General features: G+C 65.1%; 28 protein-coding genes and 1 tRNA gene. 22 read left to right on the top strand and 7 right to left on the bottom strand.

Going from position 1 to position 26,330, the window contains the following annotated elements; genetic code table 11:
* The 3 genes from AC4HIX_RS12735 to cobJ are packed head-to-tail and all read left to right on the top strand — an operon-like array spanning position 1 to position 2,111.
* A complete protein-coding gene (locus tag AC4HIX_RS12735; RefSeq protein WP_222460434.1) occupies positions 1-630 on the top strand; it encodes a precorrin-8X methylmutase in 630 nt (209 codons plus the stop codon).
* 3 nt (positions 631-633) lie between these two features.
* Entirely contained in the window at positions 634-1,350 is a 717-nt protein-coding gene (locus tag AC4HIX_RS12730) for a precorrin-2 C(20)-methyltransferase (RefSeq protein ID WP_490399190.1), read from the top strand.
* Positions 1,347-2,111: a precorrin-3B C(17)-methyltransferase gene (gene cobJ / locus AC4HIX_RS12725; protein ID WP_490399189.1), complete on the top strand. Its 765-nt coding sequence runs from the start codon at positions 1,347-1,349 to the stop codon at positions 2,109-2,111. The genes AC4HIX_RS12730 and cobJ overlap by 4 nt, the downstream gene beginning before the upstream one ends.
* Here cobJ and AC4HIX_RS12720 read toward each other — a convergent pair.
* On the bottom strand, positions 2,108-2,848 hold the full coding sequence (locus AC4HIX_RS12720) for a cobalt-precorrin-6A reductase (RefSeq protein WP_490399188.1): 741 nt from the start codon (positions 2,846-2,848) through the stop codon (positions 2,108-2,110). The genes cobJ and AC4HIX_RS12720 overlap by 4 nt on opposite strands.
* Here AC4HIX_RS12720 and cbiE point away from each other — a divergent pair.
* From cbiE to cobF, 6 genes are all read left to right on the top strand, one after another.
* Entirely contained in the window at positions 2,847-4,034 is a 1,188-nt protein-coding gene (cbiE, locus tag AC4HIX_RS12715) for a precorrin-6y C5,15-methyltransferase (decarboxylating) subunit CbiE (RefSeq protein ID WP_490399187.1), read from the top strand. The two genes, AC4HIX_RS12720 and cbiE, sit on opposite strands and share 2 nt — an antisense overlap.
* Positions 4,031-4,408, top strand: a complete 378-nt coding sequence (locus tag AC4HIX_RS12710) for a cobalamin biosynthesis protein (protein ID WP_490399186.1) — start codon at positions 4,031-4,033, stop codon at positions 4,406-4,408. Before cbiE ends, AC4HIX_RS12710 begins: the two co-directional genes overlap by 4 nt.
* On the top strand, positions 4,405-5,199 hold the full coding sequence (gene cobM / locus AC4HIX_RS12705) for a precorrin-4 C(11)-methyltransferase (RefSeq protein ID WP_490399185.1): 795 nt from the start codon (positions 4,405-4,407) through the stop codon (positions 5,197-5,199). The genes AC4HIX_RS12710 and cobM overlap by 4 nt, the downstream gene beginning before the upstream one ends.
* Before the next feature lie 117 nt (positions 5,200-5,316).
* The gene (locus tag AC4HIX_RS12700; RefSeq protein ID WP_490399184.1) at positions 5,317-6,627 is read left to right on the top strand and encodes a cobyrinic acid a,c-diamide synthase CobB; all 1,311 of its coding nucleotides are present in this window, start codon (positions 5,317-5,319) and stop codon (positions 6,625-6,627) included.
* Positions 6,624-7,358 (top strand): uroporphyrinogen-III C-methyltransferase, encoded by a 735-nt coding sequence (gene cobA / locus AC4HIX_RS12695; protein ID WP_490399183.1) that lies wholly within the window; start codon positions 6,624-6,626, stop codon positions 7,356-7,358. Before AC4HIX_RS12700 ends, cobA begins: the two co-directional genes overlap by 4 nt.
* 25 nt (positions 7,359-7,383) lie before the next feature.
* The gene (cobF, locus tag AC4HIX_RS12690) at positions 7,384-8,136 is read left to right on the top strand and encodes a precorrin-6A synthase (deacetylating) (RefSeq protein WP_490399182.1); all 753 of its coding nucleotides are present in this window, start codon (positions 7,384-7,386) and stop codon (positions 8,134-8,136) included.
* Positions 8,137-8,145: 9 nt separating this feature from the next.
* Here cobF and AC4HIX_RS12685 read toward each other — a convergent pair whose 3' ends face one another.
* Together AC4HIX_RS12685 and AC4HIX_RS12680 are read right to left on the bottom strand one after the other, a co-directional pair.
* Positions 8,146-9,630, bottom strand: coding sequence for a CHAD domain-containing protein (locus tag AC4HIX_RS12685; RefSeq protein ID WP_490399181.1), 1,485 nt, complete (start codon positions 9,628-9,630; stop codon positions 8,146-8,148).
* A 129-nt stretch (positions 9,631-9,759) separates the two neighbouring features.
* Positions 9,760-9,849: transfer RNA gene (locus AC4HIX_RS12680), tRNA-Ser, on the bottom strand.
* A 253-nt stretch (positions 9,850-10,102) separates the two neighbouring features.
* Here AC4HIX_RS12680 and AC4HIX_RS12675 point away from each other — a divergent pair.
* Genes AC4HIX_RS12675 through AC4HIX_RS12645 form a run of 7 tightly spaced genes read left to right on the top strand, consistent with a single transcriptional unit; the run spans position 10,103 to position 16,599 of the window.
* Positions 10,103-11,017: an SPOR domain-containing protein gene (locus AC4HIX_RS12675; protein WP_475046780.1), complete on the top strand. Its 915-nt coding sequence runs from the start codon at positions 10,103-10,105 to the stop codon at positions 11,015-11,017.
* Between the two features lie 10 nt (positions 11,018-11,027).
* Positions 11,028-12,215: a D-alanyl-D-alanine carboxypeptidase family protein gene (locus AC4HIX_RS12670; protein ID WP_475052994.1), complete on the top strand. Its 1,188-nt coding sequence runs from the start codon at positions 11,028-11,030 to the stop codon at positions 12,213-12,215.
* Complete coding sequence (tmk, locus tag AC4HIX_RS12665; protein ID WP_490399180.1) at positions 12,212-12,859, top strand: dTMP kinase; 648 nt, start codon at positions 12,212-12,214, stop codon at positions 12,857-12,859. The genes AC4HIX_RS12670 and tmk overlap by 4 nt, the downstream gene beginning before the upstream one ends.
* The gene (locus tag AC4HIX_RS12660; RefSeq protein ID WP_490399179.1) at positions 12,856-13,974 is read left to right on the top strand and encodes a DNA polymerase III subunit delta'; all 1,119 of its coding nucleotides are present in this window, start codon (positions 12,856-12,858) and stop codon (positions 13,972-13,974) included. The genes tmk and AC4HIX_RS12660 overlap by 4 nt, the downstream gene beginning before the upstream one ends.
* 35 nt (positions 13,975-14,009) lie before the next feature.
* Positions 14,010-14,819 (top strand): TatD family hydrolase, encoded by an 810-nt coding sequence (locus AC4HIX_RS12655; RefSeq protein WP_475046784.1) that lies wholly within the window; start codon positions 14,010-14,012, stop codon positions 14,817-14,819.
* Positions 14,819-15,616: an MBL fold metallo-hydrolase gene (locus AC4HIX_RS12650; protein ID WP_475046785.1), complete on the top strand. Its 798-nt coding sequence runs from the start codon at positions 14,819-14,821 to the stop codon at positions 15,614-15,616. The genes AC4HIX_RS12655 and AC4HIX_RS12650 overlap by 1 nt, the downstream gene beginning before the upstream one ends.
* Positions 15,617-15,666: 50 nt before the next feature.
* Positions 15,667-16,599, top strand: a complete 933-nt coding sequence (locus AC4HIX_RS12645; protein ID WP_475046787.1) for an AEC family transporter — start codon at positions 15,667-15,669, stop codon at positions 16,597-16,599.
* A 23-nt stretch (positions 16,600-16,622) separates the two neighbouring features.
* On the opposite strand, the gene AC4HIX_RS12640 is transcribed toward AC4HIX_RS12645, so the two are convergent.
* The 3 genes from AC4HIX_RS12640 to AC4HIX_RS12630 form a co-directional block, all read right to left on the bottom strand.
* Positions 16,623-17,357: an aspartate/glutamate racemase family protein gene (locus AC4HIX_RS12640; protein WP_490399178.1), complete on the bottom strand. Its 735-nt coding sequence runs from the start codon at positions 17,355-17,357 to the stop codon at positions 16,623-16,625.
* A 9-nt stretch (positions 17,358-17,366) separates the two neighbouring features.
* Entirely contained in the window at positions 17,367-18,059 is a 693-nt protein-coding gene (locus tag AC4HIX_RS12635) for a GntR family transcriptional regulator (protein WP_490399177.1), read from the bottom strand.
* A gap of 95 nt (positions 18,060-18,154) precedes the next feature.
* Positions 18,155-19,057: a LysR family transcriptional regulator gene (locus AC4HIX_RS12630; protein ID WP_475052996.1), complete on the bottom strand. Its 903-nt coding sequence runs from the start codon at positions 19,055-19,057 to the stop codon at positions 18,155-18,157.
* A gap of 102 nt (positions 19,058-19,159) precedes the next feature.
* Between AC4HIX_RS12630 and AC4HIX_RS12625 the strand changes: the two genes are divergently transcribed.
* From AC4HIX_RS12625 to AC4HIX_RS12600, 6 genes are all read left to right on the top strand, one after another.
* Positions 19,160-20,287: an enolase C-terminal domain-like protein gene (locus AC4HIX_RS12625; protein ID WP_490399176.1), complete on the top strand. Its 1,128-nt coding sequence runs from the start codon at positions 19,160-19,162 to the stop codon at positions 20,285-20,287.
* On the top strand, positions 20,284-21,537 hold the full coding sequence (locus AC4HIX_RS12620) for an NAD(P)/FAD-dependent oxidoreductase (protein ID WP_490399175.1): 1,254 nt from the start codon (positions 20,284-20,286) through the stop codon (positions 21,535-21,537). Before AC4HIX_RS12625 ends, AC4HIX_RS12620 begins: the two co-directional genes overlap by 4 nt.
* Before the next feature lie 48 nt (positions 21,538-21,585).
* The gene (locus AC4HIX_RS12615; protein ID WP_490399174.1) at positions 21,586-22,560 is read left to right on the top strand and encodes a TRAP transporter substrate-binding protein; all 975 of its coding nucleotides are present in this window, start codon (positions 21,586-21,588) and stop codon (positions 22,558-22,560) included.
* 71 nt (positions 22,561-22,631) lie between these two features.
* A complete protein-coding gene (locus AC4HIX_RS12610; protein WP_490399173.1) occupies positions 22,632-23,165 on the top strand; it encodes a TRAP transporter small permease in 534 nt (177 codons plus the stop codon).
* Between the two features lie 6 nt (positions 23,166-23,171).
* Entirely contained in the window at positions 23,172-24,482 is a 1,311-nt protein-coding gene (locus AC4HIX_RS12605; protein WP_490399172.1) for a TRAP transporter large permease, read from the top strand.
* Positions 24,483-24,486: 4 nt separating this feature from the next.
* The gene (locus AC4HIX_RS12600; protein ID WP_490399171.1) at positions 24,487-25,425 is read left to right on the top strand and encodes a hypothetical protein; all 939 of its coding nucleotides are present in this window, start codon (positions 24,487-24,489) and stop codon (positions 25,423-25,425) included.
* Here AC4HIX_RS12600 and AC4HIX_RS12595 read toward each other — a convergent pair.
* Complete coding sequence (locus AC4HIX_RS12595; RefSeq protein WP_475046799.1) at positions 25,409-26,311, bottom strand: hypothetical protein; 903 nt, start codon at positions 26,309-26,311, stop codon at positions 25,409-25,411. The two genes, AC4HIX_RS12600 and AC4HIX_RS12595, sit on opposite strands and share 17 nt — an antisense overlap.
* Between the last annotated feature and the right edge of the window lie 19 nt (positions 26,312-26,330).

Genomic DNA, 26,330 nt, shown 5'->3' with positions numbered 1-26,330 from the left:
ATGCTCCACACCTATGAGACCAACGGCGCCGCGATCTATGCCGAAAGCTTTGCCACCATCCGCCGCGAAGCCGATCTGGCGCGCTTCAACAAGGACGAGGAAAGCGTCGTCGTGCGTATGATCCACGCCGCCGGCATGGTGGGTTTGGAAGAGCATGTGCGCTTCTCCGAAGGCATGGCCGAGACCGCCCGTGCCGCTCTCGCAAACGGCGCGCCGATCCTTTGCGACGCTTATATGGTGAGCGAAGGCATCACCCGCCCGCGCCTGCCTGCTGACAATGAGGTGATCTGCACCCTGCGCGACCCCAAGGTGCCGGAGCTGGCCAAGGAAATGTCCAACACCCGCTCCGCCGCCGCGCTGGAGCTGTGGCGCCCGAAACTGGAGGGCTCTGTCGTGGCCATCGGCAATGCCCCCACCGCGCTGTTCCACCTGCTGAACATGCTGAAGGACCCGTCCTGCCCTCGCCCCGCCGCCATCATCGGCTGCCCGGTCGGCTTTGTCGGCGCGATGGAATCCAAGGACGCGCTCATGGAAGACCTGCCGGTTCCGTCGATGATCGTGAAGGGCCGCCTGGGCGGTTCCGCCATCACCGTCGCTGCCGTCAATGCACTGGCGAGCTGGAAAGAGTAACCCATGGGTAAAGTCATCTGCGCAGGGCTTGGCCCCGGTGATCCCGACCTGATGAGCGTCCGCTCGCACCGGCTGATTTCCTCCGCGCGCCACATCGCCTACTTCCGCAAGGCCGGCCGCCAGGGCCAGGCCCGCGCCATTGTCGAGGGGATGCTGGGTGAGGGCGTCACCGAGCACGCGATGGAATACCCGGTGACGACCGAGATCCATTTCTCGGATCCCGAATACAATCGGGTGCTGGCGGGATTCTACGACCAGTGGGCCGACACCCTTGCCGAGATTGCCAAGGGTGAGGACGTGGTGGTGCTTTGCGAGGGCGACCCGTTCCTTTATGGCTCCTACATGCACCTCTACACCCGCCTGCAGGGCCGTGCCGAGCAGGAGATCGTGCCCGGCATCACCGGCATGTCCGGCTGCTGGACCGCCTCCGGCCAGCCGATTACCTGGGGGGACGATGTGCTGACCGTGGCGATGGCCACCCTCAGCGAAGATGAGCTGGCCAAGCGTGCGGCGGAAACGGATGCGCTGGTGGTGATGAAGATCGGCCGCAACCTGCCCAAGCTGCGCCGCGCGCTGAAACGTGCAGGCCGCGCGGACGACGCCTGGCTGGTCGAGCGCGGCACTATGCCGGGGCAAACCGTGCAGAAGCTTTCGGAGATTGACGGCGAGGTGCCCTATTTCTCAATCGTACTGGTTCACGGACAGGGGCGTCGGCCATGAAACTATCGCAAAACGGCTGGGTGGTGATTGCGGGGCTTGGCCCGGGCAATGAGGCGCTGGTGACGCAGGAAGTGCGCGACGCCATCGGGGAAGCCACTGATATTGTTGGCTATATCCCTTACGTCAAACGCATTGAGCCGCGCGAGGGGCTGACCCTGCATGCAACCGACAACCGGGTTGAGGTCGACCGCGCCACCCACGCGCTGGAGATGGCCGCCGAGGGCAAACGCGTGGTCGTGGTTTCCTCCGGCGATCCGGGTGTGTTTGCCATGGCCTCCGCCGTGTTCGAGGCGCTGGAGAATAACGCCGAAGCCCACCCGGCATGGCTGGATCTGGACATTAAAGTGCTGCCCGGCATAACCGCCATGCTGGCCGCTGCCGCCGCCATCGGCGCGCCGCTGGGGCATGATTTCGCGGCTATCAACCTCAGCGACAACCTGAAGCCATGGAGCCTGATCGAAAAGCGCCTGCAGCTGGTCGGCGAGGCAGGTCTCGCAATGGCGTTCTACAACCCGCGCTCCAAATCGCGGCCGCATCAGTTTGCCTGGGCGCTGGAAATCCTGCGGGAGGCTTGCGGTCAGGACACGCTGATCACCTTTGCCCGCGACGTGACCAAGCCGGGGCAAGAGCTGCTGACGGTGCCGCTGAAAGAGGCCACGCCCGAGATGGCCGACATGCGCACCGTGGTGATTGTCGGCAACCGCGACACCCGCCGGGTCGGCAATTACGTCTATACCCCCCGCTACGCGGCTGAGGGTTAATCTGCGGGATGCGACAGCCAGGCCATAACCTCTGCCACGCTGCCCTTAACGGGACGTTCGGGCACCTGCGGCCTGCCGATCATGATGACCGGCAGGTTCAGGCTGCGCGCGGCGGTGAGTTTGGCCGCGGCGCCCGCGCCGCCTGCGTTCTTGGCGATCACATGGGTGACGGCGTGGCGCTGCATCAGTTCGGTATCCCCCGCGACGTCAAACGGCCCGCGGGCGATCTCGACCGTGGTTTGCGGCAGCGGCAAATCCGCTTCCGGCGCGTCCACCAGACGCAGCAGGTAGTGGTGCTGGGGTTTGGCGGCGAATTGGCTGAGGTTCTGTTTGCCGATCGCCAGGAACACTCGCGCCGGGGTATCCGGCAAAGCGTCAACGGCCTCTTCAATACTGTCAACATGCAGCCACCAATCGCCTTCACCCGCCTGCCAGGCCGGGCGCTCAAAGGCGCAGAGCGGCACGCCCGCCGCATCGCAGGCATGCACCGCGTTGGTGCTCATCTGCGCGGCAAACGGGTGGGTTGCGTCGATCACATGGGTGATGCTTTCCGTGCGCAGGTATTCTGCCAGCCCCTCCACGCCGCCAAAGCCGCCGACGCGGGTGGGCAGCGGCTGGCTGACGGGTTTGGCGGTGCGGCCCGCGTAGGAGAACACCGCGTCCGCGCCGGTTTCGGCAAGCGTCTTGGCGAGCGCCGAGGCTTCGGTGGTGCCGCCCAGCAGGAGGATGCGTGTCATGTCTGATCCGTGGCTCACAATCATTGGTCTGGGCGAAAATGGACTGGAAGGCTTGGGCGATGCAAGCCGGAAGGCACTGGCGGAGGCCGAAGTAATCTTTGGCGGTCCGCGCCACCTGGAACTGGCAGCGGCAGGCAGCAAAAGCCAGCCCTGGCCGGTGCCGTTTTCCATTGCGCCGGTGCTGGAGATGCGCGGGCGAAAGGTGGCTGTTTTGGCTTCGGGCGATCCGTTCTGGCATGGCGCAGGCGGCTCGCTGGCGCGGCATCTGGAGGCGGGTGAGTGGGTCTCTTACCCGGTGCCGTCGACCTTTGCGCTGGCGGCCAACCATCTGGCGTGGAAGCTGGAAGAGGTTCTGTGCCTTGGGCTGCATGCGGCGCCTTACGCACGGCTGCGGCCCTTGCTGGCGAACGGCACCCGCGTAATCTGCACCATGCGGGACGGAGCCGCGCCTGCGGAGCTGGCGGAATGGCTGGCCGCGGAAGGCTTTGGCGCTTCCGCTTTGACCGTGATGGAGTGCCTGGGCGGGCCGCGCCAGCAAGTGCGTTCTGCCACTGCCAACGGGTTTGATCTGCAAGACATTCAGGCCCCTGTTGCCGTGGCCGTTGAGGCTGCGGGCCATAAGGGCCTGCCGCAGGCGTCCGGCCTTGCAGATGATCTCTTTGCCAGCGACGGGCAGATCACCAAGCGGCCGGTCCGGGCGCTGACGCTTTCGGCGCTGGCCCCGCGCGCGGGCGAATTGCTGTGGGACATTGGCGGCGGTTCCGGTTCGGTCTCGGTCGAGTGGTGCCTGGCCGCTCGCGGCGCACGGGCGATCACCTTTGAGCCGCGCGAAAGCCGGCTGGCGAACATCCGCGCCAATGCGGCGGCGTTCGGGCTGGATCACCGGATGAAACCCGTGCTCGGCAAAGCCCCGGATGTGCTGGACGGATTTGAGAAGCCCGATTGCGTGTTCATTGGCGGCGGCGGCTCGCAAGAGCTTCTGGACCATCTGTGGGAGGTCCTGCCCGAGGGCACGCGGCTGGTGGCCAATGGCGTCACGCTGGAGACCGAGACCCTGCTGATGCAGGCCCATGCCACGCGCGGCGGGCATCTGCTGAAGGCCGAGATCGCCGAGGCCGGTCCGCTGGGGTCGATGCGCGACTGGCGCCGGGCGCGGCCCGTTATCCAGTGGAGCGTCACGCGATGAAGGTGGCGGGCCTCGGATTTCGCAGCGCTGCAACGGCAGCCGATCTGCAAGCCGCGCTGGCGCTGGCTGGCGAGCGGGTGGACGCGCTGGCGTCCATTGCTGAGAAGGCCGAAGCCCCTGCCATGCAGGAGTTTGCGCGCAGCACCGGCCTGCCGGTGATTTCATTGCAGGAACAGGATATTGCCGGGGAGCAGACCCTCACCTGCTCGCCCCGGATCAAGGCGCGGTTCGACACCGGGTCGCTGGCGGAAGCCGCGGCGCTGGCGGGCGCGCGCCATGGGGTGGCGAGCGCAAAATCGCGCCTGCTCGCCCCCAGAGTTGTCACCGCGGATGGGCTTGCCACCGCGGCCATAGCAGAAAGACTTGAGCCATGACCGTTCACTTCATTGGCGCCGGACCGGGCGCTGCCGACCTTCTGACCTTGCGCGGGCGCGATATCATCGCCTCCTGCCCGGTGTGCCTGTACGCAGGCTCATTGGTGCCGGAGGAGATCCTGAGCCACTGCCCGTCGGACGCAAAGATCGTGAACACCGCGGCGATGGATCTGGAGGCCATCGTGGCCGAGATCAAGGCAGCTCATGAGGCGGGCCAGGACGTGGCGCGGCTGCATTCCGGCGATCTGTCGGTGTGGTCCGCAATGGGCGAGCAGCTGCGCCGCCTGAAGGCAGAGGGTATTCCCGTAAGCGTCACCCCCGGCGTTCCCTCCTTTGCTGCTGCTGCGGCGGCGCTTGGCACTGAACTCACCCTGCCGGGCCTCGGCCAGTCAGTGGTGCTGACGCGGACCCCTGGCCGCGCGTCCTCGATGCCCGCAGGCGAGTCGCTGGAGAACTTTGCGCGTACCGGCACCACGCTGGCCATCCACCTCTCGATCGGCAACCTGGATCATGTGGTGGACAGCCTGACGCCGCATTACGGCGCGGATTGCCCGGTGGCCGTGGTCTACCGCGCGAGCTGGCCGGATCAGCAGATCATCCGCGCCACCTTGGAGACGCTCAAGGACTCGCTGGACGAGAAGATCTCCCGCACCGCGCTGATCCTGGTGGGGCCGGTGCTGAAGGGCGAGGGCTTTGACGAAAGCTGCCTCTATTCCGCCGACTACGACCGCCGTTACCGCCCGCAGAGTGCGGACAGCCCGTGGTCGAGCTGGAGCCATGGCGATGATTGATTTTAAGCAACTAAGGGCGGCGCCCGTCCGTGGTGGGCGCGAATGCGCCCGCCGTGGGGGCGGGCGGGCGCAGCTCGGGCCGCAAGCGACCCGGGCGGGCAAAGAGGAGATCGTTCAATGACACCTCCCGGACTGATGATCTCGGCGCCCTCCTCGGGCACCGGCAAGACCACCGTGATGCTGGGCCTGTTGCGGGCGCTGGCCGAGGACGGTCTGACCGTGCAGCCCTACAAGAGCGGCCCCGATTATATCGACCCCGCCTTCCACCTGGCGGCTGCCAAGCGGCCCAGTTTCAACCTGGACACCTGGGCAATGGACGGCGGGCTGCTGGATGCGGTGGCGGGCCAGTCGGCGGGCGCGGAAATCTGCGTCGGCGAGGGCTCGATGGGGCTTTACGACGGCGTGGCAACACGCGGGCAGTCGGGCTTTGGTTCCTCTGCCGAGACCGCCAAGCGCATGGGCTGGCCCGTGGTGCTGGTCGTCGATGTGGGCGGTCAGGCGCAGTCGGCCGCGGCTACTGCGCTGGGGTTCAAGAATTACGACCCGGAACTGCCCTTCGCAGGCGTCATCCTGAACCGCGTTGCCAGCCCGCGCCATGAGCGGCTGACGCGCCTCGGCATGGAGAAGGCAGGCATCAAGGTGCTGGGCTCCCTGCCCCGGCGCGGTGACCTGACCCTGCCGGAGCGGCATCTGGGCCTGATCCAGGCGGTCGAGCACCCCGATCTGGAAGCCGCCATCGCAGGCTATGCCGCCTTCCTGCGCGAGCATGTCGATCTGGAGGCAATCAAGGCCGCGGCGCTGGCTGGGCAAGCACCCGCCTCATCCAGCCTGCCGGAACCGCCCGCGCAGCGGATTGCACTGGCCCGCGATGCGGCGTTTTCTTTCACCTATCCGCATCTGCTGGAAGGCTGGCGCGCGGCGGGGGCTGAGATCCTGCCGTTCTCGCCGCTGGCCGATGAGGCCCCGGCGGCAGATGCCGATCTGGTCTGGCTGCCCGGCGGCTATCCTGAACTGCATGGCGGCACGCTGGCCACGGCGGAAACCTTCCGCGCGGGCGTGCGCAAGCACGCCGAAACCAAGCCGGTTCATGGCGAATGCGGCGGCTACATGGCCCTGGGCGAGGCGCTGATCGACAAGGAAGGCAACCGGCATGCGATGCTGGGGCTGCTGGGACTTGTGACCTCCTACGAAAAGCGCAAGTTCCACCTCGGCTACCGCCGCGCCATCCTGCAGGCGCGAATGCCTGGATTTGGCGCAGGCACCGCCCTGCGCGGGCATGAGTTCCACTATTCCACCATCCTGGAAGAGCCTGACGCGCCGCTGGCCAATGTCATGGACGCCGACGGCAACCCGGTGCCGGAGACCGGCTCCATCAAGGGCAACGTCACAGGCACCTTCTTCCACCTGATCACGGGAGAGCAGGCATGAGCGGTTTTGTAAGCTTTGTCTCCTCCGGACCGGGCGATCCGGAACTGCTGACCGTCAAAGCGGTCAAGCGGCTGGAGACGGCGGATGCGATCCTGTTCGACGACCTCTCGTCCGGGCCGATCCTGAGCCATGCGCGTGCGGACGCTGACCTGGTAGGCGTCGGCAAACGGGCTGGCCGCCCTTCCCCCAAGCAGGACCATGTGAGCCAGCTGCTGGTCGACTACGCGTCCTCAGGCCTCAATGTGGTGCGGCTGAAGTCCGGCGATTCCGGCGTCTTCGGGCGGCTGGAGGAAGAGATGACGGCGCTGCGCGCGGCGGGGATCGGGTTTGAGATCGTGCCCGGCGTCACCGCGGCCTCGGCGGCGGCGGCGGCAGCGAACATTCCGCTGACCCGGCGGCTGACCGCCCGGCGGCTGCAGTTCATCACCGGCCATGACGTGACCGGCGGGCTGCCGGACGACCTGAACATGGCGGCGCTGGCCGACCCGCATGCCACCACCGTGGTCTATATGGGCAAAAGCACCTTTGCCGCGCTGGCAGAGAAGCTGATGGAGGCGGGACTGCCTGAAGAGACCCACGCGCTGGTGGCGCTGGGGGTCTCCACCCCTCAGCAGCAACTGTTCTGCCACACAGTGGGCGAGCTGCCGGCGGTGCTGCGCGCGATGGAAACCAAGGCACCGGTGCTGATCCTGTACGGGCCGCTGGCGGATCAGGACCTGCCGGGCGCATAAGCCTGCAATTCAGAAAGACCCCCTTATGATTGAGCTTTCCCTGATCGGCATCGGCACCGGCAACCCGCAGCACATGACGCTGCAGGCGATTGAGGCGCTGAACGCGCAGGACCTGATCCTGATCCCCAACAAGGGTGCAGGCAAGGACGATCTGGCGGGCCTGCGGCGCGAGATCTGCAACCGGGCGATCAGGGGCAATGGCCCCAAGATCGTCGAGTTTTCCCTGCCGGTGCGGGACGAGGCCACCAGGAACTACCGCAAGCGGGTGGATGACTGGCACGACGCGATCGCGGACATCTGGTGGCAGACTATCTCCGCCAGCCTGCCCGCGGGCGGCAAAGCCGGGTTCCTGGTCTGGGGCGACCCGTCGCTTTATGACAGCACCATGCGGATTGCCGACCGGCTGCAGAAGCTGGCCGAGATCAAGCTGACGGTCATTCCCGGCATCACCTCGATCCAGGCGCTCACTGCGGCCCACGCCATCCCGGTCAACGAAATCGGCGCGCCGTTCACCATCACCACCGGACGCCAGCTGCGTGAAAACGGCTGGCCGGACAGTGCGGATACGCTGGTGATCATGCTGGACGGGGAATGTTCCTTTCAGTCTATCGACCCGCACGGGGTGGAGATCTTCTGGACCGCCTATGCCGGGATGGAGAACCAGATTTCCGTCGCAGGCCCTCTGGGAGAGGTGTCGGAAAAGATCATCGCAACCCGCGCCGGGGCCCGGGCTGAACATGGGTGGATTATGGATATCTACCTGCTGCGGCGGAAATAAGCCGCAGCCTCAGCCGCGGAACAAGGCCCGGAACCGTCTTTGCGTCTCCGGGCTGTTGAAGGCTTGGAATTTCTGCTCGACCTGAGCGCGCGCGTCCAGCTGGTTCTGGTGCAGCACCGCAATCAGCGCGCCGGCGCTCAGCGCGATGTCCCGTGTGGCCGCGGAGCTGGCTGCGAATGCCAGCAGCGCCGCCTGCTGGACGGAGCAATCGTTGAAATCCCCGAGCGTATTCTGAAGTTTTTTCAGCGGCTTCAACAGCACCTTCAGGTCTTCGCTCTCAAACAGCGGCTCAAACAGCTCCATAAGATAGCGCAGCTTCTTGCAGTTGATGCGCAGTTCATGCACTTCGCTGTCCGGCGTCTCTGCGGTGATGCGGTCCGCAATCCCGCAGACCTTGACGTAGCGCTTCCAGATCAGCCTTTGCGCCAGTTTCAGGGCCGGGCGCCCGGCTTTGGGGCCTGGCACAATCACAGCTTCATCAGCGAATTCTGATTGCAGCGCGGCGATTTGCCGGTTGTACCGCGCTCCGGTCAGGTGGCGGGCAAGCTGCTTGCGGCAATGCTGCCGCTCCGCCTCGAAGGCTGCAAACATCGCATCCAGCCCCGGATGCAGCGGCTCCGGGACCTGCGCGTAATACTGTTCGCGCTGCAGCAGGCAAACATCCAGATCCCGCAGCCGCCCGGTGGAGTCCATCAGGCCGGAGAACACCTGTTTCAACCGCGCGGTGTCCCGGGCGGTGAATACGCCCTTGAACAGGCTCAGCACCGACCGGATCCGGCGCAGGGATATCCGGTAGTCGTGCAGGAATTCGGTGTCGAGGTCAGAGATGATGCCCGGCTCGTTCTGCCTCGCAACGCTAAGGCACGAACGGATGATAGCGGCTGCCGCGTCCAGGGACCGCTGACCCGGGGCCAGCGGCACCGGCGGTTTCACACTGTAAGCAGGCCGGTCCGGCGCCAGCAGCGCGTAGAGATCAGCCGGAGCGGCAGGCACGGCCCCTTGGCCGGTCAGGAATTGCAATGCTGCATCCCGCGGCTTCCCCGGGCCGGCCTGCACGCTGAACAGCGAAACGGAGCCGAAGGCGCCGGTGAATTGCCAAAGGATCAAGGCGCCGCTACCCGCCCGTTTCCAGGTGACCCCGTACCGCTTGCGCGCCAGCCGGCCCGAGGCCACAGGCAGCAGCCGGCGCAGCGGGAACAGACCGCGCAGGGCCTCCTTCACCGGCCCGGCTGGCCAGTCGTGCAGGAAATTCCCTGAACGCTTGGCGGATTGGGTCAGAACACCCCCCTGTCTCAGCAGGTGCAGTTTCCTGCCGCGCTCAACCAGCAGGCAGCCGCTGGACCGGATGGAGCCGTCAAAGCAATCCAAGACGGTGAAATCTGCAGGTTTCGCCGTCTTCTTATTGCGGAACTGCAGTTTGCCCCGGCGTCCGCCCAGCTTGGGCGTGCCTTTCACAGAAGGCTTCAGCAGGTAAAGCTGTCCGGCTTTGGCCATGTGATCAGGGTCCGGTTGGGTTTCTGAAAGCGGATCGGGCGCACATGCTGCGCCCACCATCAACCTAGGCCGGAGACGTGCCGTTTGCAGGGGAAACCGGAGCGGCCAAAACGGTGGCAGTCTGCGGAGTGGCGGGGAGACAGGGATTCGAACCCTGGGAACGCTCTCACGTTCAACGGTTTTCAAGACCGCCGCATTCGACCACTCTGCCACCTCCCCGGTCCGTCAGCGGTTTAGGATGCAACGCAGGGCGAGGCAAGGGGAAATCCTGGCCCGGCGGACAGCGCGCAAGGGAAATTTCCGCAGCACGCCCGGACGCGCGGATTCATGCCGCCGCCCCGGCTTTCCCCTGTGCCGCGCCCCGTCAGGGTTTTCATGGCTGAAAGTGCAGGCTATCATGCCGCCAAACCAAGAAGACCGGCAATTCCGGCGGGGGCGCAGAAGCGCCGCGGGCACAGGCAAGGATGAAAGCATGAAAGACACCATGTCGAAAGCAAGGACGGCCCCGCGTGCCGCCGCGGCGGCCTTGGGCCTGCTGGTTCTGGCAGGCTGCGAGGACGGGCCGAAACTGGGCTTTCTGCAACCCAAACCCAAGGCGGAGGGGGCCGTTGAGGCCTCCAGCAGCACCAAGCTGGTGGAGCGCGACGTGGAAGCGCCGGATGTGTTCCAGGTGACCGAGGCGGGCCTGTGGGACGGCCGTCCGTCGATCGGCGGCGTCTGGGTGGCGCATCCCGACACCAAGGACCCGGAACGGGTGATCATCCGCAACAATGCCAATGGCCAGTTCGTGATCGGCGCGCTGTTCCGCCGCGAGCGGGAGATCCCGGGACCGCGGCTGCAGGTCTCGTCTGATGCGGCGGCGGCCCTGGGCATGCTGGCCGGTGCGCCGTCGGAACTGAACGTGACCGCCCTGCGGCGCGAGGAAGCCGGGCCGGAACCGCAGCCGGAAGACCAGCCTGGCGCTGATGCTGCCCTGCCGGAAGCCGCAGACGTGAGCGAGGCCGCGCTGGCGGGCAGCGGCGAGATTACCGAAACCGCGCTGGACCCGATTGCCGGTGCGGCTGCTGCAATTGACGCTTCCGCCCCGGCACAGGCCGTGCCTGCCAAGGCAGAGCCCGCCGCGGCCCCTGCCCCCGCACCGCAGAAATCCGCGCTGAGCAAGCCCTTCATCCAGATCGGCATCTTCAGCGTCGAGGCGAACGCCAAGCGGACCGCCAACATGATGCGCAGCGCGGGCATGGTGCCGGTGGTGCGGGAACAGTCCTCCAGCGGCAAGACGTTCTGGCGGGTGCTGGTCGGCCCGGCACAGAACAAGACCGAACGCAGCCAGCTGTTGAAAAGCGTGAAGGAAACCGGATTTGCGGATGCCTATGCTGTCACCAATTAAGCGAAACACCATGCACCTGGGCCAGGCCCTGAAATCCTCGCTGCGGCTGGCGCTGGCGGCGGGCCTGGCGGTCAGCCTGCCGGCACTGCCGGCTGCGGCCTTTGATACCAGCGCGCGCGCGGCCTATGTGCTGGACGCGGGCACCGACACGGTGCTTTTGTCCAAGAACTCGGATGTGCCGCTGCCGCCGGCCTCCATGTCCAAGCTGATGACGCTGTATGTGGCGTTTGAAGCCCTGCGCGACGGGCGGCTGACGCTGGACGAACGGCTGCCGGTGAGCGAGCACGCGATGAGCTATGGCGGCTCCACCATGTTCCTGGACACCACCGACCGGGTGCGGGTCGAGGACCTGCTGCGCGGCATCATCGTGCTGTCGGGCAATGACGCCTGCGTGGTGATTGCCGAAGCACTGAGCCCCGATGGCACCGAGGCCGGTTTCGCCCGCTACATGACCAAGCGGGCCGAGGATCTGGGCATGACCGCCTCGACCTTCGCCAACTCGAACGGCTGGCCTGCCGCCGGGCACCGGATGTCGGTGCATGACCTGGCGGTCCTGGCCGAGCGGCTGATCGAGGACTTCCCGGAATACTACCCGCTGTTTGCCGAGACCACGTTCGAATTCGATGGCCGTGCGCCCTCCAACATCCGCAACCGCAACCCGCTGCTGAAGCTGGGGATCGGCGCTGACGGGCTGAAGACAGGCCACACCGAGGAAGCGGGCTATGGCCTGGTCGGCTCTGCCAAGCAGGGCGACCGGCGGGTGATCTTTGTGGTTTCCGGGCTCGACACCGAGCGCGGTCGCGCAGAGGAGGCGGAAGCCATTGTTAACTGGTCGTTTCGCCAATTTGCCAAGAAAACCGTCGCAAAAGAGGGTATCGCCATCGCCGAAGCCGAGATTTGGCGGGGGGCCGAGCAATCGGTAGGGCTGGTGCCGGCCAAGGACCTGGAAATCCTGCTGCCGTCCCTGGCAGCCAACACCATCCAGGGCGAAGTCGTCTATAACGGTCCGATCGAGGCGCCGGTGGCGAAAGGCCAGCGGCTGGCGGAGCTGGTGCTGCAGCCCGAGGAGCTGCCGGAGGTGCGGCTGCCGCTGGTGGCGGAAAGCGACGTGCCCGCGGGCGGCTTTGTGGTGCGGGTCAAGACCGCGGCGCAGGTGCTGATCAAGCAATTCCTGACCGGTCCCGAGGGGGCACTGTGACGGCGGGTGGCAAGCGCGGGTTGTTCATCACCTTTGAAGGCATCGACGGCTCCGGGAAATCGACGCAATGCCAGCTGCTGGCCGAAGCCCTGCGCGCCGCGGGCCGCGATGTGGTGCTGACGCGGGAGCCCGGCGGCTCCCCCGGGGCCGAGGAGATCCGCCGGCTGGTCCTGGAGGGCGATCCCGACCGCTGGTCGGCGGAGACCGAGCTTTTGCTGTTCATGGCGGCGCGGCGCGATCACTTGGAGCGCACCATCGAGCCCGCTCTGGCCGCGGGCAAGGTGGTGATCTGCGACCGCTTTGCCGACAGCACGCGGATGTATCAGGGCCTGTCGCGCGGCGATCTGCGCGCGGCTGTCGACCAGATGCACAAGCTGATGATCGGGCGGGAGCCGGATCTGACCCTGCTGATTGACATGGACCCGGCCGAGGGCCTGGCCCGCGCCAAGGGGCGGCAGGGCAAGGAGGAGCGTTTCGAGGATTTCGGGGTCGGGCTGCAGGAGAAGATGCGCGCCGGCTTCCTGGCGCTGGCGAAAGAGTTTGCAGACCGGTTCCGGGTGGTCGATGGCGCCCGCCCTGTCGAAGAGGTGGCCGCTGATGTGCGCAGGCTGGCGGAAGATGCGCTGGAAGGAAGCGGGGCATGAGCGCTGACGACGACCTGCCGCGTGCCGACCAGGCCGAGGGCGCGCCGCATCCGCGCGAAACCCTGCGGCTGATCGGCCAGGAGGCAGCGGAGCAGGACTTCCTGACCGCCTACAATTCCGACCGCCTGCATCACGGCTGGCTGCTGACCGGCCCGCAGGGAGTGGGCAAGGCAACGCTGGCCTGGCGGATCGCGCGGTTTCTGCTGGCCACGCCCCCGGCGGAAGAGGGCCTGTTCGGCGCCCCGCCCCCGCCGCAGACCCTGAACATTGACCCGGACCATCCGGTCTCGCACCGCATTCAGGCGCTGGCGGAACCGGGGCTGGCACCAATCACCCGCTCTTATGACGACAAGGGCAAGCTGCGCAGCCAGATCGTGGTGGACGATATCCGCAAGCTCAACCGCTTCTTTGGCCTGTCCGCCACCGACGGCGGGCGGCGGGTTGTGATTGTGGACGCCGCTGACGACATGAACGTGAGCGCCGCCAACGCACTGTTGAAGATGCTGGAGGAGCCGCCTGCACGGACCACTATCCTGCTGATCTCTCATCAGCCCTCGCGCCTCTTGCCGACGATCCGCTCCCGCTGCCGCACCCTGCGGCTGGGGCCGCTGTCTGCACCGGACATGGAAGCCGCGCTGGCGCAATCGGGTGTTGAATTGCCGCAGAACATGGAGAATCTCGCAGCACTCGCTGGCGGCTCTGTCGGGGCGGCGCTGCGGCTGATCAATCTGGGCGGTCTCAAGATCTATGCCGAGCTGGTGCAGATCCTCGATTCTATGCCGCGGCTGGACCGGCAGCGCGCGATGGCGCTGGCTGAGGCCGCCGCACAGCGGGGCGCGGCGGAACGTTTCGAGCTGCTGCTGTCGCTGACGGAGATGGCGCTGGCCCGGCTGGCGCGCACCGGCGCGACGGGGACTCCGCCAGCGCCGGAAGCGGCACCGCAGGAAGCAGCGATGCTGTCGCGGCTGTCGCCTGATCCCCGCAAAGCGCGCGCCTGGGCCGACCTTGCAGCAGAAGTGACCGCCCGTGCCCGCCACGGCCAGGCGGTGAACCTTGACCCCGCGGCGCTTGTCCTAGATACGGTTTTCAAGATGCAGGAAACCGCGTCGCGCTAGGCTTCGGGCGCGGCGCAAGCGGCACCAGAGGATCCATGACCGAGACGCCCCCCCAGATTACCGACAGCCACTGCCATCTGGACTTCCCGGACTTTGAGGGCCGCCTGGATGAGGTGATTGCCAGCGCCGCTGAGGCTGGCGTGACCCGGATGGTGACGATCTGCACCAAGATGAAAAACGAGCCGGCTGTGCGCGCGATTGCCGAAGCGCATGCGCCGGTGTTCTATGCCGCGGGCACCCACCCGATGAGCGCCGCAGACGAGCCGCTGGTTTCGGTGGATGAGCTGGTGGCGCTGGCCAAGCACCCGAAGTTCGTCGGCATCGGCGAGACCGGGCTGGACTACCACTACACCGCCGACAGCGCTGCCGTGCAGCAGGAGTCGCTGCGCATCCACATTGCCGCGGCCCGGGAAACCGGACTGCCGCTGATTATCCACGCCCGGGCGGCCGACGACGACATGGCGCGTATCCTGAGCGAAGAGATGAACAACGGCGCATACAGCTGCGTGATGCACTGTTTCTCCTCCTCCGCAGAGCTGGCCAAGGCAGCGCTGGACTTGGGGTTCTACCTGTCGATGTCCGGCATCGCCGCCTTCCCCAAGAGCCAGGAGCTGCGCGACATCTTTGCCGCCGCACCGGTGGAACGCATCCTGGTGGAGACCGACGCCCCCTACCTGGCGCCGCCGCCCTACCGCGGCAAGCGCAACGAGCCTGCCTATACCGCCTTTACCGCCAAGGTGGGCGCAGAAGTGTTCGGCATGGACTACGCCGGTTTTGCCGCGCAGACGCAGGCGAATTTCGACCGGCTGTTCTGGAAAGCCGCCCAGTATGAGGCCGCCGCCTGATGGCAGAGATGCGTTTTACCATCCTCGGCTCGGGCTCGTCGGGCGGGGTGCCGCGGATTGGCGGCCACTGGGGCGATTGCGACCCCAAGAACCCGAAGAACAGGCGTCGCCGCTGCTCGATGCTGGTGGAGCGCGACGGGCCTGACGGCACCACGTCGGTACTGATCGACACCACGCCGGACATGCGCAGCCAGTTGCTGGATGCAGAGGTGAGCCGCCTGGACGCGGTGGTCTACACCCATTCCCATGCCGACCATCTGCACGGGATCGACGATCTGCGCATGGTCTATTTCAACATGCGCCAGCGCATCCCGGTCTATGCCGACGGGGCGACCCAGAACGACCTCCTGAACCGCTTTGGCTACGCCTTTGCGCAGCCCGACAACTCCCCCTATCCGCCGATCCTGGACCTGCAGACCATCGGCGGCCCGTTCACCATCAGCGGGCCCGGCGGCGGGATCACCTTCCGGCCGTTCGAGGTCAGCCACGGTTCCATTGACTCGCTGGGCTTCCGCATCGGCGGGCTGGCCTATCTGCCGGATGTGTCGACGATCCCCGACAGCGCGCTGCCGGAACTGGAAGGGCTGGATGTGTGGATCCTGGACGGGCTGCGCCGCACCCCGCACCCGACCCATTTCAGCTACCAGGAGGCGCTGGAGTGGTTCGAAAAGATGGCCCCCAAACGCGGTGTCATCACCAACATGCATATCGACATGGATTATGACACGGTCGAGGCCGAGACCCCTGACCATATCACCCCCGCCTTTGATGGGATGGTGATCCGGATGGAGGTCTGAAGGGGCGCAACGCAGCGCCCCTTTTCTTTTGAGGGATTTGAGGAAGCACCGTGTTCCAGAGCCTGATTGACGTCATTCTGCCGGTGTTTCTGGTTGTCGGCGCAGGCTACGCCGCCACCGCCAGGCGCGTGCTGAGCCAGGATCACATCGAAGGGGTGATGAAGTTCGCCCAGGGCTTTGCCATTCCATGCCTGCTGTTCAAGGCGATGGCAGAGCTGGATCTTTCCGCCAGTTTCGATCCGCGGCTGCTGGCGAGCTTCTATACCGGCGCATTCACCTGCTTTCTGATTGGCGTCTTCGGTGCCCGGACCTTGTTCAAGCGGGACTGGGAGGACTGTATCGCCATCGGGTTCTGCTGCCTGTTCTCGAACTCGGTCCTGCTGGGGCTGCCGATCACAGAGCGCGCGTTCGGACCTGAGAACCTGACCGGCAACTACGCGATCATCGCGTTTCATTCGCCGTTCTGCTACGGCGTGGGCATTACCGCGATGGAGTTTGTGCGCAACCGCGGGGCGGGCGGCATCAAGACTGTCACATCCGTGCTGAACGCGATGTTCCGCAACGTGCTGATCCTCGGCATCGCGCTGGGGTTTGCTGTGAACCTCTCCGGGTTTGCCATTCCGCTGGTGTTGGATGAGGCGCTGTCGCTGATTATCCGCGCCGCCCTGCCCTGCGCGCTGTTTGCCTTGGGCGGGGTGCTGGTCAAATACCGGCCAGAGGGCGACATGCGGGCGATCCTGTTTGTCTGTTTCACCTCGCTGATGATCCACCCGGCGATTGTCTGGACGCTGGGCTCGGCCTTGGCGCTGCCGCTGGACTTGTTCCGCTCCGCCGTGCTGAACGCGGCGATGGCGACCGGGTTCAATGGCTATATCTTTGCCAATATGTACGGGCGGGCCAAGCGGGTGGCGGCGTCCTCGGTGCTGATTGCCACCGGCGCCAGCATCCTGACAGTGTGGTTCTGGCTGCTGGTTTTGAGCTGATAGATTCCGCCCACCGTCCGGCCTCACCAGCGAGGATCGTCCAGCTCCAGCGGAAATCCTTTGGGCAGCAGACCGGCCTGAAACCAGTTGATGAAGGAATGGATCGAAAACACCGGCAGCCCGGTCGCTTTGCGCACATCACGGGCGTAGGGCACCATATTTGTGCATTCCAGCACGATAGCGCCCAGGTCCGGTATCTCCGCCACCATTGCACGGGCAGCGTCGATCATGTCCAGGCGGCAGGCCTCGAAGTCGATCGAGGCCGCGTCTCCTAGGATGTCGCGGGTAAAGGCGCGGAGGCCGTCTGTGCCGGCAATGGGCGTATCCGGCGCAACACCTGCGGCAACAAGGTGGGCAGGTGTCAGCGTGGCCTTGGAGATCGTCAGGATGCCGCAGCGCTTGCCCGCAGGCAGCAGATTCTGCACCATCGGCACCTGCATCAGCGAGGAGGTCGCCACCGGCACGCCCAGCGCCTGTTTCACCTCGTCCTGGATCAGTGCCAGGAAACCGCAGTTGGTGGTGATGCCATCGGCCCCCATTGCCACCAGGTCGCGCCCGGCCTCGACAAACAGGTCCGCCAGCTCTTTGGGATTGCCGCGCACGACGTTCTCAGGGTTGGCACCGCGCACCACCTTGTAGTGCACCGGGAAGTCCCAGGTCATCGCGTTGCCCATGTCGCCATGGATGCGGGGAAAGCGGGTTTCCAGCATCAGGATGCCAACCGCCGCGCCGTAAACTGTCTTGCCGCCGTGTTCCATGTGGCTCCCCTACTCGTCCGGCACGTAAAGCTGGGAGAAGGCGATGCGGACAGCCTCCGTCGCCTCCTCCCGGCGTTTCTCGATATGGCTGCGCATGGCTGCTGTCGCGGCCTGCGCATCGCGTGCAGCGATCCCCTCGACGATCTGGCGGTGGGCCGAGATGTCGCCCGGTGCCTTGCCCCCGGCCCGGTCGCGAAGGCGTTTGAGGTCGATCAGCCGGATATAGCGGATGCGGCCATTCAGGTTGTTCAGGATGCGCTGCAGTTCGCTGTTGCTAGAGAGCTGCGCCAAGCGGGCGTGGAAGCTTTCGTCCATTGCCAGCAGCGCCTCCGGATCGGTGGCGCTTTCGTATTCCGGCTCCATCCTGTTCAGGTAGTCCGCCAGCGCCGCGATATCCTCATCCGAGGCACGGTTGCAGGCCAGCCGCACAGCTTCGCATTCCACTGCCACCCTGGCCTCGTACAAATCCATGATGTAGCTGGGCGTCAGCGGGCGGCAAAAGAAGCCGCGGTTGTTCTGGAAGGTCAGGAAGCCCTCGGCCACCAGCCGATTCAGCGCCTCGCGCAGCGGCGTGCGGCTGGCGCCCAGCACCTCAGACAGCGCGCTTTCGTTGATCCGCTGGTCGGGCTTGAAGGCAAAATCCGCCGCCATCCGGCGCAGCGCCTCATAGACCCGGTCCACATTGCTTTCGCGTTTGGCCATGTTCCCGCCGTTCGTTCAATCCGCGGTGCAGATTAGGGGAGCGCCCGGCCCTGCGCAAGATTGAATTCTGTACTGCATACAATTCCGGGAGAAGGTCAGGTTTCTGCCACGCAGTACGTCGCCAGCTCCTGCTTCAACAGCGCCAGGAACTCCTGCCCTACCACTGACAGCGGGCGCGACTTGGAGGTGATCACCGCCATTTCCATCATGATCCTGGGCCGGAACGGACGGGAGACGAACCCGCCGCCGGTCTCGAAGCTCAGCACAAAGGGGTCGAGGATCGAAACACCCATTCCCTCCTGCACAAAACTCAGGAGGTTCTTGAACATATGCGAATGCACGCGGGTTTTCAGCGGGATTCCGGCCTGCTGAAAGACTTCGCGAGTGCGGCGGTGGGTCATGTGCTCCGGCCCCATGACAATGAAGGGCACACCCTCCAGCAGCTCCGGTGTCAGCACCTCATGATCTGCCAGCGGACTGTCCGCAGGCATCGCCAGCCGGGTTTCGACGCTCACCGGATGCACTTCCAGCCCGTCGTGGATCAGCGGCATCTCGCAGACGCCGATCTCAAACAGTCCTGCGATCACCCATTCCTGGATCTTCAGCGAATACTGTGCCTGAAATGATATCGACATGTCCGGGCGTGTGCGGGCGAAGCGGGCGATCAGCGCGGGCATGAAGCCGAAGGACAGCGAGTGCTGAGAAGCAACCTGCAACTGGCCCGCCTGCTTGTTTTGAAGGTCCGTCACCGCCTGCGCCACATGGTCCAGTCCGCGCACCACGGTATCGACCTCCTGAAACAGCACGCCTGCCTCGGGCGTCGGGATCAGCCGGCCCTTGCTGCGTTCGAACAGCTTGAGGCGGGTCTGGCGCTCCAGCTGGTAGAGCAGATTGGAGATGCCAGGCTGGGAAATGCCCAGCTGCTCGGCCGCGCCGGTAACGGTGCCGGTTTCGACAATGGCGTGGAAAGCCTGCAGCTGGCGGAAGCGAAGAGACATCGGCAGCCTATCACTTTTCATGATACTCTTTCGAATTCTTTGTATTGGTAATGATAATCAAGTCAAGGCAGGCTTCCGCTCGCACCTGGGAGGAAGATCGAAGTGCTGGAACAAAAGATTGCCGGGATGGACCTTTGGCATCTCGCGCTGCCCGTCTTGTCGCGCCGCGACCACGGGATCGGGTCTGTTGAGGGCTCCTGCGAAGTTGTGATTGTCCGGCTGCGCAGCGAAGGCGGCGCCGAAGGGTTTGGCGAAGCCTCGACGTGGTCGGTGTTCACCGGCACCCCGGAAGCCAGCCTGGCGGCGCTGGACCGCTACATCCGGCCGCTGGTGGAAGGCCGCCGGGTGGCGGACAGGGCGGCGATCATGGAGGATGCGGCCAAGGCAGTGGCCCATTGCACAGAGGCCAAGGCGGCGCTGGAAAGCGCTTTGCTGGACCTGACCGGGCGGATCGCCGGGGCGCCGGTCTGGGCGCTGATCGGCGGCAAGTGCCGCGATACCATCCCGCTCAGCTGTTCGATTGCTGACCCGGATTTTGGGAAGGACGTGGACCTTCTGCACCGGCTGCGCGCCGACAATGTGGGGCTGATCAAATTGAAGACCGGCTTCAAGGATCATGCCTTTGACATCATGCGGCTGGAAGGGATTGCCAAGGACTTCCCCGAGTTCCGGGTGCGGGTGGACTACAACCAGGGGCTCAGTATCGAGGATGCGCCCGCGCAGGTGCGCGACGTGGCGCAGTTCAAGCCGGATTTCATCGAGCAGCCGGTGCGGTTTCATCATTTCGGCATGATGGCAAAGCTGAGGGAGATGATCGACGTGCCGCTGCTGGCAGACGAAAGCGTCTTCGGCCCTGAGGACATGGTGCGGGCGGCACGCGAGGGCATCTGCGATGGTGTCTCGGTCAAGATCATGAAGTCGGGCGGGCTGACCCGCGGGCAGACGGTGGCGCGGATTGCGGCGGCCAACGGACTTTCTGCCTATGGGGGCGACATGTTCGAGGCTGGGCTCGCGCATTTGGCGGGCACCCACATGATTGCGGCCACACCCGAGATCCGGCTGGGCTGCGAGTTCTACCAGGCGAGCTATTTCCTGAAGGAAGATATTCTGGAGACGCCCTTCCAGGTCAAAGACGGCCAAGTGGTGGTCCCGGACGAGCCGGGGCTGGGCATCAGGCCCGACATCGGAAAACTGAACCGTTACGCAGTCGCCAAGAGGGTCGCGGCATGACGGGAGCGCAGAAAACCGTTGCCATCATCGGCGCCGGCATTGTCGGCGTCTCCGCCGCGATTGAGCTGCAGCGGGACGGGCATCAGGTGATCCTGATCGACGGCAAGGGGCCGGGTGAAGGCACCAGCCACGGCAACGGCGGCATTCTGGCCTCCTGCTCTATCGTGCCGGTGACAGGTCCGGGGTTGTGGAAGAAGGCACCGAAGATGCTGCTGGACCCCAGCCAGCCGCTGTTCATGCGCTGGGGGTACCTGCCGAAACTGGCGCCCTGGCTGATGAAGTACATGAGCCATGCAAATGCAGAGGACACCGCCCGCATCGCGGCTGCGCTGGCGCCCATTGTCGGGGACTCGCTGGCGGATCATCAGGCGCTGGCGGCAGGCACCGGAGCGGAGCGGCATCTGAAACCATCGGACTACCTGTTCCTCTACAATGACCGGGCGCATTTCGGCGAGGATGCATTCGGCTGGGGCCTGCGCAGGAAGCATGGGTTCCGCTGGGATGAGCTGGAGGGGGCGGATGTCCGGGCCTATGACGGTATCTATGCCGAGGAGTTCGGCTTTGCCGCGCGGTTGAAGGATCACGGGCTTATCCTGGACCCGGGCCGGTATGTGAAGGACCTGGCCGCCCATGTGACGGCAAATGGCGGCCGGCTGATCCAGGCCTTTGCCGAGGATGCGGCCCGCGAAAACGGCAAGGTGACCGGCGTGCGTGCCGGCGGCGAGACCATCCCCTGCGATGCCGTGGTTGTGGCCACGGGCGTCTGGTCCAAACCGCTGGCGGAGAAGCTGGGAATTTCCGTACCACTGGAGGCAGAACGCGGCTATCATCTTGAATTATGGGAGCCTTCGGCGATGCCGAAAGCGCCAGTCATGGTGGCAGCGGCCAAATGCGTGGTGACCCCGATGGAGGGACGGATCCGGATTGCGGGCATTGTGGAGTTCGGCGGGCTGGAGGCCGGGCCGTCGAAAGGCCCGCTTGAGCTGTTGCGCAAGAACGCCCGGCGCATTCTGCCCGGTGTCACCTGGAAACACGAAGAGGAATGGCTGGGCTACCGCCCGGCACCGGCGGATTCGATCCCGGTCATCGGCGAGCTGCCGGGCCTGTCCGGTGCCTTTGCCGGCTTTGGCCACCATCACGTCGGCCTCACCGGCGGGCCGAAGACCGGGCGTCTCTTGGCGCAGATGATTTCGGGGCGCGCCCCGAACATCGACATGAGCGCCTATGACCCGGCACGTTACGCGATTTGAAACCAACCAGTGCCCCTCAAGGGGCCGCAAGCAAACAGGGAGAACACAATGAAGAAACTGACCAAACTGCTGGCCGCCACCGCGCTGACCGCGGCTGCCGCCCTGCCCGCCGCCGCGGAAGTCTGGGATATGCCGATGGCCTATTCGGCCTCCAACTTCCACTCCGCCACCGGTGCTGAGTTCGCCGAATGCGTGACCACCGGCACCGGCGGCGAGATCGAGATCAAAACCCACCCGTCCGGCTCGCTGTTCAAGGGAGCCGATATCAAGCGCGCGGTGCAGACCGGCCAGGCGCCGATTGGCGAGCGGCTGCTGTCGGGCCACCAGAACGAAAACGCGCTGTTCGGCTTTGACTCGATCCCGTTCCTGGCGACGTCCTTTGATGACAGCGACAAGCTGTGGAATGCCGCCAAGCCCACCATCGAAAACCTGCTGGCCGAGCAGAACCTGACCCTGCTTTACGCTGTGCCGTGGCCGCCGCAGGGGCTTTATTTCAAGAACGAGGTGAACTCGGTCGCCGACATGAAGGGCATCAAGTTCCGCTCCTACAACAATGCCACCTCGCGCCTGGCAGAGCTGACCGGCATGCTGCCGGTGACCATTGAGGCGGCCGAGATCAGCCAGGCCTTTGCCACCGGCGTAGCGGACTCGATGGTCTCCTCCGGCTCCACCGGCTATGACCGCAAGGTCTGGGAGAGCCTGAATTATTTCTACGAAGTAGATGCTTGGCTGCCGCGTAACTACGTGTTTGTGAACTCCGATATCTGGAGCGGCACCTCGGAAGCCAATCAGAACGTGATCAAGGGCTGCGCCAAGCTGGCCGAATACGCGGGCAACTGGCGCGCCAAGGAGTACACCGGCTTTACCCTGCAAGGTCTGCGCGATGGCGGCATGACCGTGGGTCCGGCCTCTGACCAGATGGTGGGTGAGCTGAAGGAAATCGGCGTCACCATGACCAATGAATGGCTGGAAGCGGCTGGTGAAGAAGGCAAGGCCATCGTCGACGCCTTCAACGCCGAGTAATCACTCAGCATGATACGGGCGGCGCTCAAGTGCCGCCCGTTCTTTCATAAAATAAAGCCGATGGGGATGCCATGACTGTGCTCAGGGGGCTGCGCTCCGGTCTCGATTTTCTGTACCTGGCGGCGGGGGTGCTGGCCGCCCTCTGCCTGATCGCCATTCTGGGGCTGATAGTTGTTCAGATGCTCGCCCGCTGGACCGGTGAAGTGTTTCCCGGCGCGCCGGACTACGCAGGCTATGCAATGGCGGCGGCGTCCTTCCTGGCCTTTGCCAATGCGCTGAACCGCGGCAGCCATATCCGGGTGTCGATCCTGCTCAACGCTGTTCCGCAAGGCTTCCGCCGGGCGCTGGAGATCTGGTGCTTTGGCATCGGCACCGCGGTGATGTGGTACTTCTGCTTCTACGCCTACCGCTTTGTCTACTGGAGCTGGAAGTTCAACGATGTGAGCCAGGGCCAGGACCGCACCCCGCTGTGGATACCGCAGAGCGCCATGCTGATCGGCGCGGTCATTCTGGCCATCGCCCTCACCGACCATTTGTTCCACGTGATTTTCCGCGGCGATCACCGCATCACCCGGGATCTCGAAGATCAGAGCCACGCGGAGTAAGGGCACATGGAAAATATCTCAGTCATCATTCTGTTCCTCTTCGTGCTGTTCACCCTCTTGGGCACCGGCGTCTGGGTTGGTCTGGCGCTGATGGGTGTGGCCTGGGTCGGCATGGAGCTGTTCACCACCCGCCCCGTCGGCGACGTGATGCTGACCACGGTCTGGTCGGCCTCCTCCAGCTGGACCCTGACTGCGCTGCCGATGTTCATCTGGATGGGGGAGATCCTTTACCGGACCCGATTATCGGAGGACATGTTCAAGGGCCTGTCGCCCTGGATGGCGCCGCTGCCCGGCGGGCTGGTGCACACCAACATTGTCGGCTGCACGGTCTTTGCCGCGGTTTCCGGCTCCTCCGCCGCGACGCTGACCACGGTGGGCAAGATGTCGATCCCCGAGCTGCGCAAGCGCAACTATCCGGAGCGGATGGTGATCGGCACCCTGACCGGCGCGGCCACCTTGGGCCTGATGATTCCGCCGTCGCTGACGCTGATCGTCTATGGTGTCACCATCAATGAATCGATCACCAAGCTGTTTTTTGCGGGCATCCTGCCCGGCTTGGTGCTGGCGGCGATGTTCATGGGGTACGTGGCGATATACTCCAAGGTCGGCAAGGACTGGAACCCGGACCAGGAAAGCAAGCTGAGCTTTGCTGAGAAGGTGAAGAACTCCCGCTTCCTGGCACCGGTGATTGCGCTGATCATCGTGGTGATCGGCTCGATGTACCTGGGCTTTGCCACCGCAACCGAGGCGGCGGCGTTCGGGGTCATCGGTTCGCTGCTGCTGGCACTGGGTCAGGGCTCGCTGAATTGGAAGACCTTCTCTGAGAGCCTGATGGGTGCTACCCGCACCAGCGCGATGATTGCGCTGATCCTGGCCGGCGCGGCGTTTCTGTCCTTGTCGATGGGCTTTACCGGGCTGCCGCGCGGGCTGGCGGATCTGATCGCTGGCTGGGAGCTGACGCGGTTTGAGCTCTTGATGGTGCTGCTGGTGTTCTACATCGTGCTCGGCTGTTTCCTTGACGGTATCTCCTCGGTGGTGCTGACGATGGCGGTGGTGGAGCCGATGATCCGGCAGGCGGGCATTGACCTGATTTGGTTCGGCATCTTCATCGTGGTGGTGGTCGAGATGGCGCAGATCACCCCGCCGATCGGCTTCAACCTGTTTGTGATGCAGGGCATGACCCACCACGAGATGAGCTATATCGCCCGGGCCGCGATCCCGATGTTCCTGATCATGGTGCTGATGGTGTTTGTGCTGATCGCCTTCCCGGAGCTGGCGACCTACCTGCCCAACAACCTCAGGCCGGGACCGGTCTAGGCACATGCTGCGCGCGCTCGCCTTTGCCGCCCGGCACGGGCGGGCCGCCTTGGTCCTGGGGCTCATGGCCGGGCTGCTGCTGCCCGGCCTGGCCGCAGCGCTCCAGCCCTGGCTGCCGGAAATGGTGGCCGGGTTGTTGTTTCTGAACGCTTACCGGATCGGGCTGCGCAAGGCGGCAGGCGGGCTGGCGGATGGCATCGGCACCCTCAAGGCCATTGCCCTGCTGCAGATGGGCCTGCCGCTCCTGGCGCTGGGAGCAGCGTCACTGTTCGGCGTTGCGCACACCCCTGCCGCGGTGGCGCTGATCCTGATGCTGAGCGCACCCTCCGTAACTGGCAGCCCCAATATCACCGCGCTGATGGGTCACGCGCCGGAACCTGCCTTCCGCCTGCTGATCACCGGCACTGCGCTGATGCCGCTGACGGTGATCCCGGTGTTCCTGCTGGCGCCCAGCCTGGGCGATCTGGGCGAGGTGCTGCGCGCCGCCGGGCGGCTGATCGCCGCCATTGGCCTTACCGTGGCCGCAGCCTTCCTGCTGCGCCGCGTGACGCTGCCGGAGCTGCGCCAGGATCAGGCCAGAGCCATAGACGGCCTGACCATGATAGCGCTGGCAGTGATTGTGGTCGGGCTGATGGCCGCGCTGGGGCCGGCACTGCGCACGAACCCGCTGCTGGTTCTGCAATGGCTGGGTTTTGCCCTGGCGGCCAACCTGGGCCTGCAAGTGCTGGTGTTTGCCGTATTGCGCCGCCGCGCGGGCAGTGGCGCGGTGCCCGTATCCGTGGTCGCCGGAAACAGGAACTTCGCCCTCTTCCTGATCGCCCTGCCCGCAGCCACGACAGACCCGCTGCTGATCTTCCTCGGCTGCTATCAGATCCCGATGTATCTGACCGCAATCCTGATGAAGCCGCTTTACGGCCGCCAGGATCTCAGGACAGAAACGTGACCCCGGGCATCCGGCGGATCAGCTCGGTATCGGCCAGGTAGGTTTCACCCATCGCATCCACCAGCGGCTGCGACCAGCCCGGCAGGTCGATTTCCTCCTCCACCGCCGCCTCGGAATGGAAATAGGTCAGGAACAGTTCATGCACCCGTTCGCGCTGGTCCTCCGACAAGCCAGGGCGGCTGGACAGATAGGCCTCCAGCCGCTCATATCCCTGCTCGGAGATGATGCCGCGGGTGATGTCGAACTCACCGCTGAAGCGGAAGCTGCTGCCCAGACCGGTCACATGCCCCAGAATACCGGGCCAGATGACCGGCGTCTCCTCATTGCACCAGACGGTCAGGCGGCAGCCCGGGTTGTGCTCCTGAATGTCCGCAACAACATCGGACCAGCGCAGGTTCAAAAAGTCCGTGCGTCCGGCGAATTGCTCCCATGTTCTGCCTGACTGCGACCGGAACACCGGTCCGATCAGGGCTGCCGGATCGCGCAAGCCGAGGAAGAATTCGCAAGGATTGCCTGGAAACACACGCCGCAGAGCCGCGGCGTTGCTGCCTGCGTTGCGGAACAGCCGTCCGCCGCTGAGCATCCACCCGGGCACCCCCAGAAAGCCCGAATTGGTCAGAATGAGACGCGACACGTCTTGGTCTTTGACGATGGAAGCCAGAAGCGCTTCGCGCTCCTGATCCGTCAATAGTCCCTTGTGCTGCTTGCGCATCAGGCTGGTAACCGCGGGCATATAGGTCCCGGGACGGCGGATCATGACACCGCGCTCCAGCAGCGGCTGCGCATCCTTGCGCAGCGACCAGGTCAGCTGGCCGTTGTCGGTATTGGGCGCCCCGATGTGAAAGGCGAGGGTTATGTCCCGCATGGTGCTGTCTGCCTGGTTCATTGTCGTGTCCGGCCGCTGC

This window comes from Leisingera sp. (assembly GCF_982940295.1).
Note: the sequence above shows the minus strand (reverse complement) of the source record. Positions and strands in the feature narration are given on the sequence as shown.

What these genes read in the sequence shown, in the direction of transcription:
- AC4HIX_RS12735 (WP_222460434.1), top strand. Translation starts at nt 1, where the DNA reads ATGCTCCACACCTATGAGACCAACGGCGCCGCGATCTATGCCGAAAGC.
- AC4HIX_RS12730 (WP_490399190.1), top strand. Translation starts at nt 634, where the DNA reads ATGGGTAAAGTCATCTGCGCAGGGCTTGGCCCCGGTGATCCCGACCTG.
- cobJ (WP_490399189.1), top strand. Translation starts at nt 1,347, where the DNA reads ATGAAACTATCGCAAAACGGCTGGGTGGTGATTGCGGGGCTTGGCCCG.
- cbiE (WP_490399187.1), top strand. Translation starts at nt 2,847, where the DNA reads ATGTCTGATCCGTGGCTCACAATCATTGGTCTGGGCGAAAATGGACTG.
- AC4HIX_RS12720 (WP_490399188.1), bottom strand. Translation starts at nt 2,848, where the DNA reads ATGACACGCATCCTCCTGCTGGGCGGCACCACCGAAGCCTCGGCGCTC.
- AC4HIX_RS12710 (WP_490399186.1), top strand. Translation starts at nt 4,031, where the DNA reads ATGAAGGTGGCGGGCCTCGGATTTCGCAGCGCTGCAACGGCAGCCGAT.
- cobM (WP_490399185.1), top strand. Translation starts at nt 4,405, where the DNA reads ATGACCGTTCACTTCATTGGCGCCGGACCGGGCGCTGCCGACCTTCTG.
- AC4HIX_RS12700 (WP_490399184.1), top strand. Translation starts at nt 5,317, where the DNA reads ATGACACCTCCCGGACTGATGATCTCGGCGCCCTCCTCGGGCACCGGC.
- cobA (WP_490399183.1), top strand. Translation starts at nt 6,624, where the DNA reads ATGAGCGGTTTTGTAAGCTTTGTCTCCTCCGGACCGGGCGATCCGGAA.
- cobF (WP_490399182.1), top strand. Translation starts at nt 7,384, where the DNA reads ATGATTGAGCTTTCCCTGATCGGCATCGGCACCGGCAACCCGCAGCAC.
- AC4HIX_RS12685 (WP_490399181.1), bottom strand. Translation starts at nt 9,630, where the DNA reads ATGGCCAAAGCCGGACAGCTTTACCTGCTGAAGCCTTCTGTGAAAGGC.
- AC4HIX_RS12675 (WP_475046780.1), top strand. Translation starts at nt 10,103, where the DNA reads ATGAAAGACACCATGTCGAAAGCAAGGACGGCCCCGCGTGCCGCCGCG.
- AC4HIX_RS12670 (WP_475052994.1), top strand. Translation starts at nt 11,028, where the DNA reads ATGCACCTGGGCCAGGCCCTGAAATCCTCGCTGCGGCTGGCGCTGGCG.
- AC4HIX_RS12660 (WP_490399179.1), top strand. Translation starts at nt 12,856, where the DNA reads ATGAGCGCTGACGACGACCTGCCGCGTGCCGACCAGGCCGAGGGCGCG.
- AC4HIX_RS12655 (WP_475046784.1), top strand. Translation starts at nt 14,010, where the DNA reads ATGACCGAGACGCCCCCCCAGATTACCGACAGCCACTGCCATCTGGAC.
- AC4HIX_RS12650 (WP_475046785.1), top strand. Translation starts at nt 14,819, where the DNA reads ATGGCAGAGATGCGTTTTACCATCCTCGGCTCGGGCTCGTCGGGCGGG.
- AC4HIX_RS12640 (WP_490399178.1), bottom strand. Translation starts at nt 17,357, where the DNA reads ATGGAACACGGCGGCAAGACAGTTTACGGCGCGGCGGTTGGCATCCTG.
- AC4HIX_RS12635 (WP_490399177.1), bottom strand. Translation starts at nt 18,059, where the DNA reads ATGGCCAAACGCGAAAGCAATGTGGACCGGGTCTATGAGGCGCTGCGC.
- AC4HIX_RS12630 (WP_475052996.1), bottom strand. Translation starts at nt 19,057, where the DNA reads ATGTCTCTTCGCTTCCGCCAGCTGCAGGCTTTCCACGCCATTGTCGAA.
- AC4HIX_RS12620 (WP_490399175.1), top strand. Translation starts at nt 20,284, where the DNA reads ATGACGGGAGCGCAGAAAACCGTTGCCATCATCGGCGCCGGCATTGTC.
- AC4HIX_RS12615 (WP_490399174.1), top strand. Translation starts at nt 21,586, where the DNA reads ATGAAGAAACTGACCAAACTGCTGGCCGCCACCGCGCTGACCGCGGCT.
- AC4HIX_RS12610 (WP_490399173.1), top strand. Translation starts at nt 22,632, where the DNA reads ATGACTGTGCTCAGGGGGCTGCGCTCCGGTCTCGATTTTCTGTACCTG.
- AC4HIX_RS12605 (WP_490399172.1), top strand. Translation starts at nt 23,172, where the DNA reads ATGGAAAATATCTCAGTCATCATTCTGTTCCTCTTCGTGCTGTTCACC.
- AC4HIX_RS12600 (WP_490399171.1), top strand. Translation starts at nt 24,487, where the DNA reads ATGCTGCGCGCGCTCGCCTTTGCCGCCCGGCACGGGCGGGCCGCCTTG.
- AC4HIX_RS12595 (WP_475046799.1), bottom strand. Translation starts at nt 26,311, where the DNA reads ATGAACCAGGCAGACAGCACCATGCGGGACATAACCCTCGCCTTTCAC.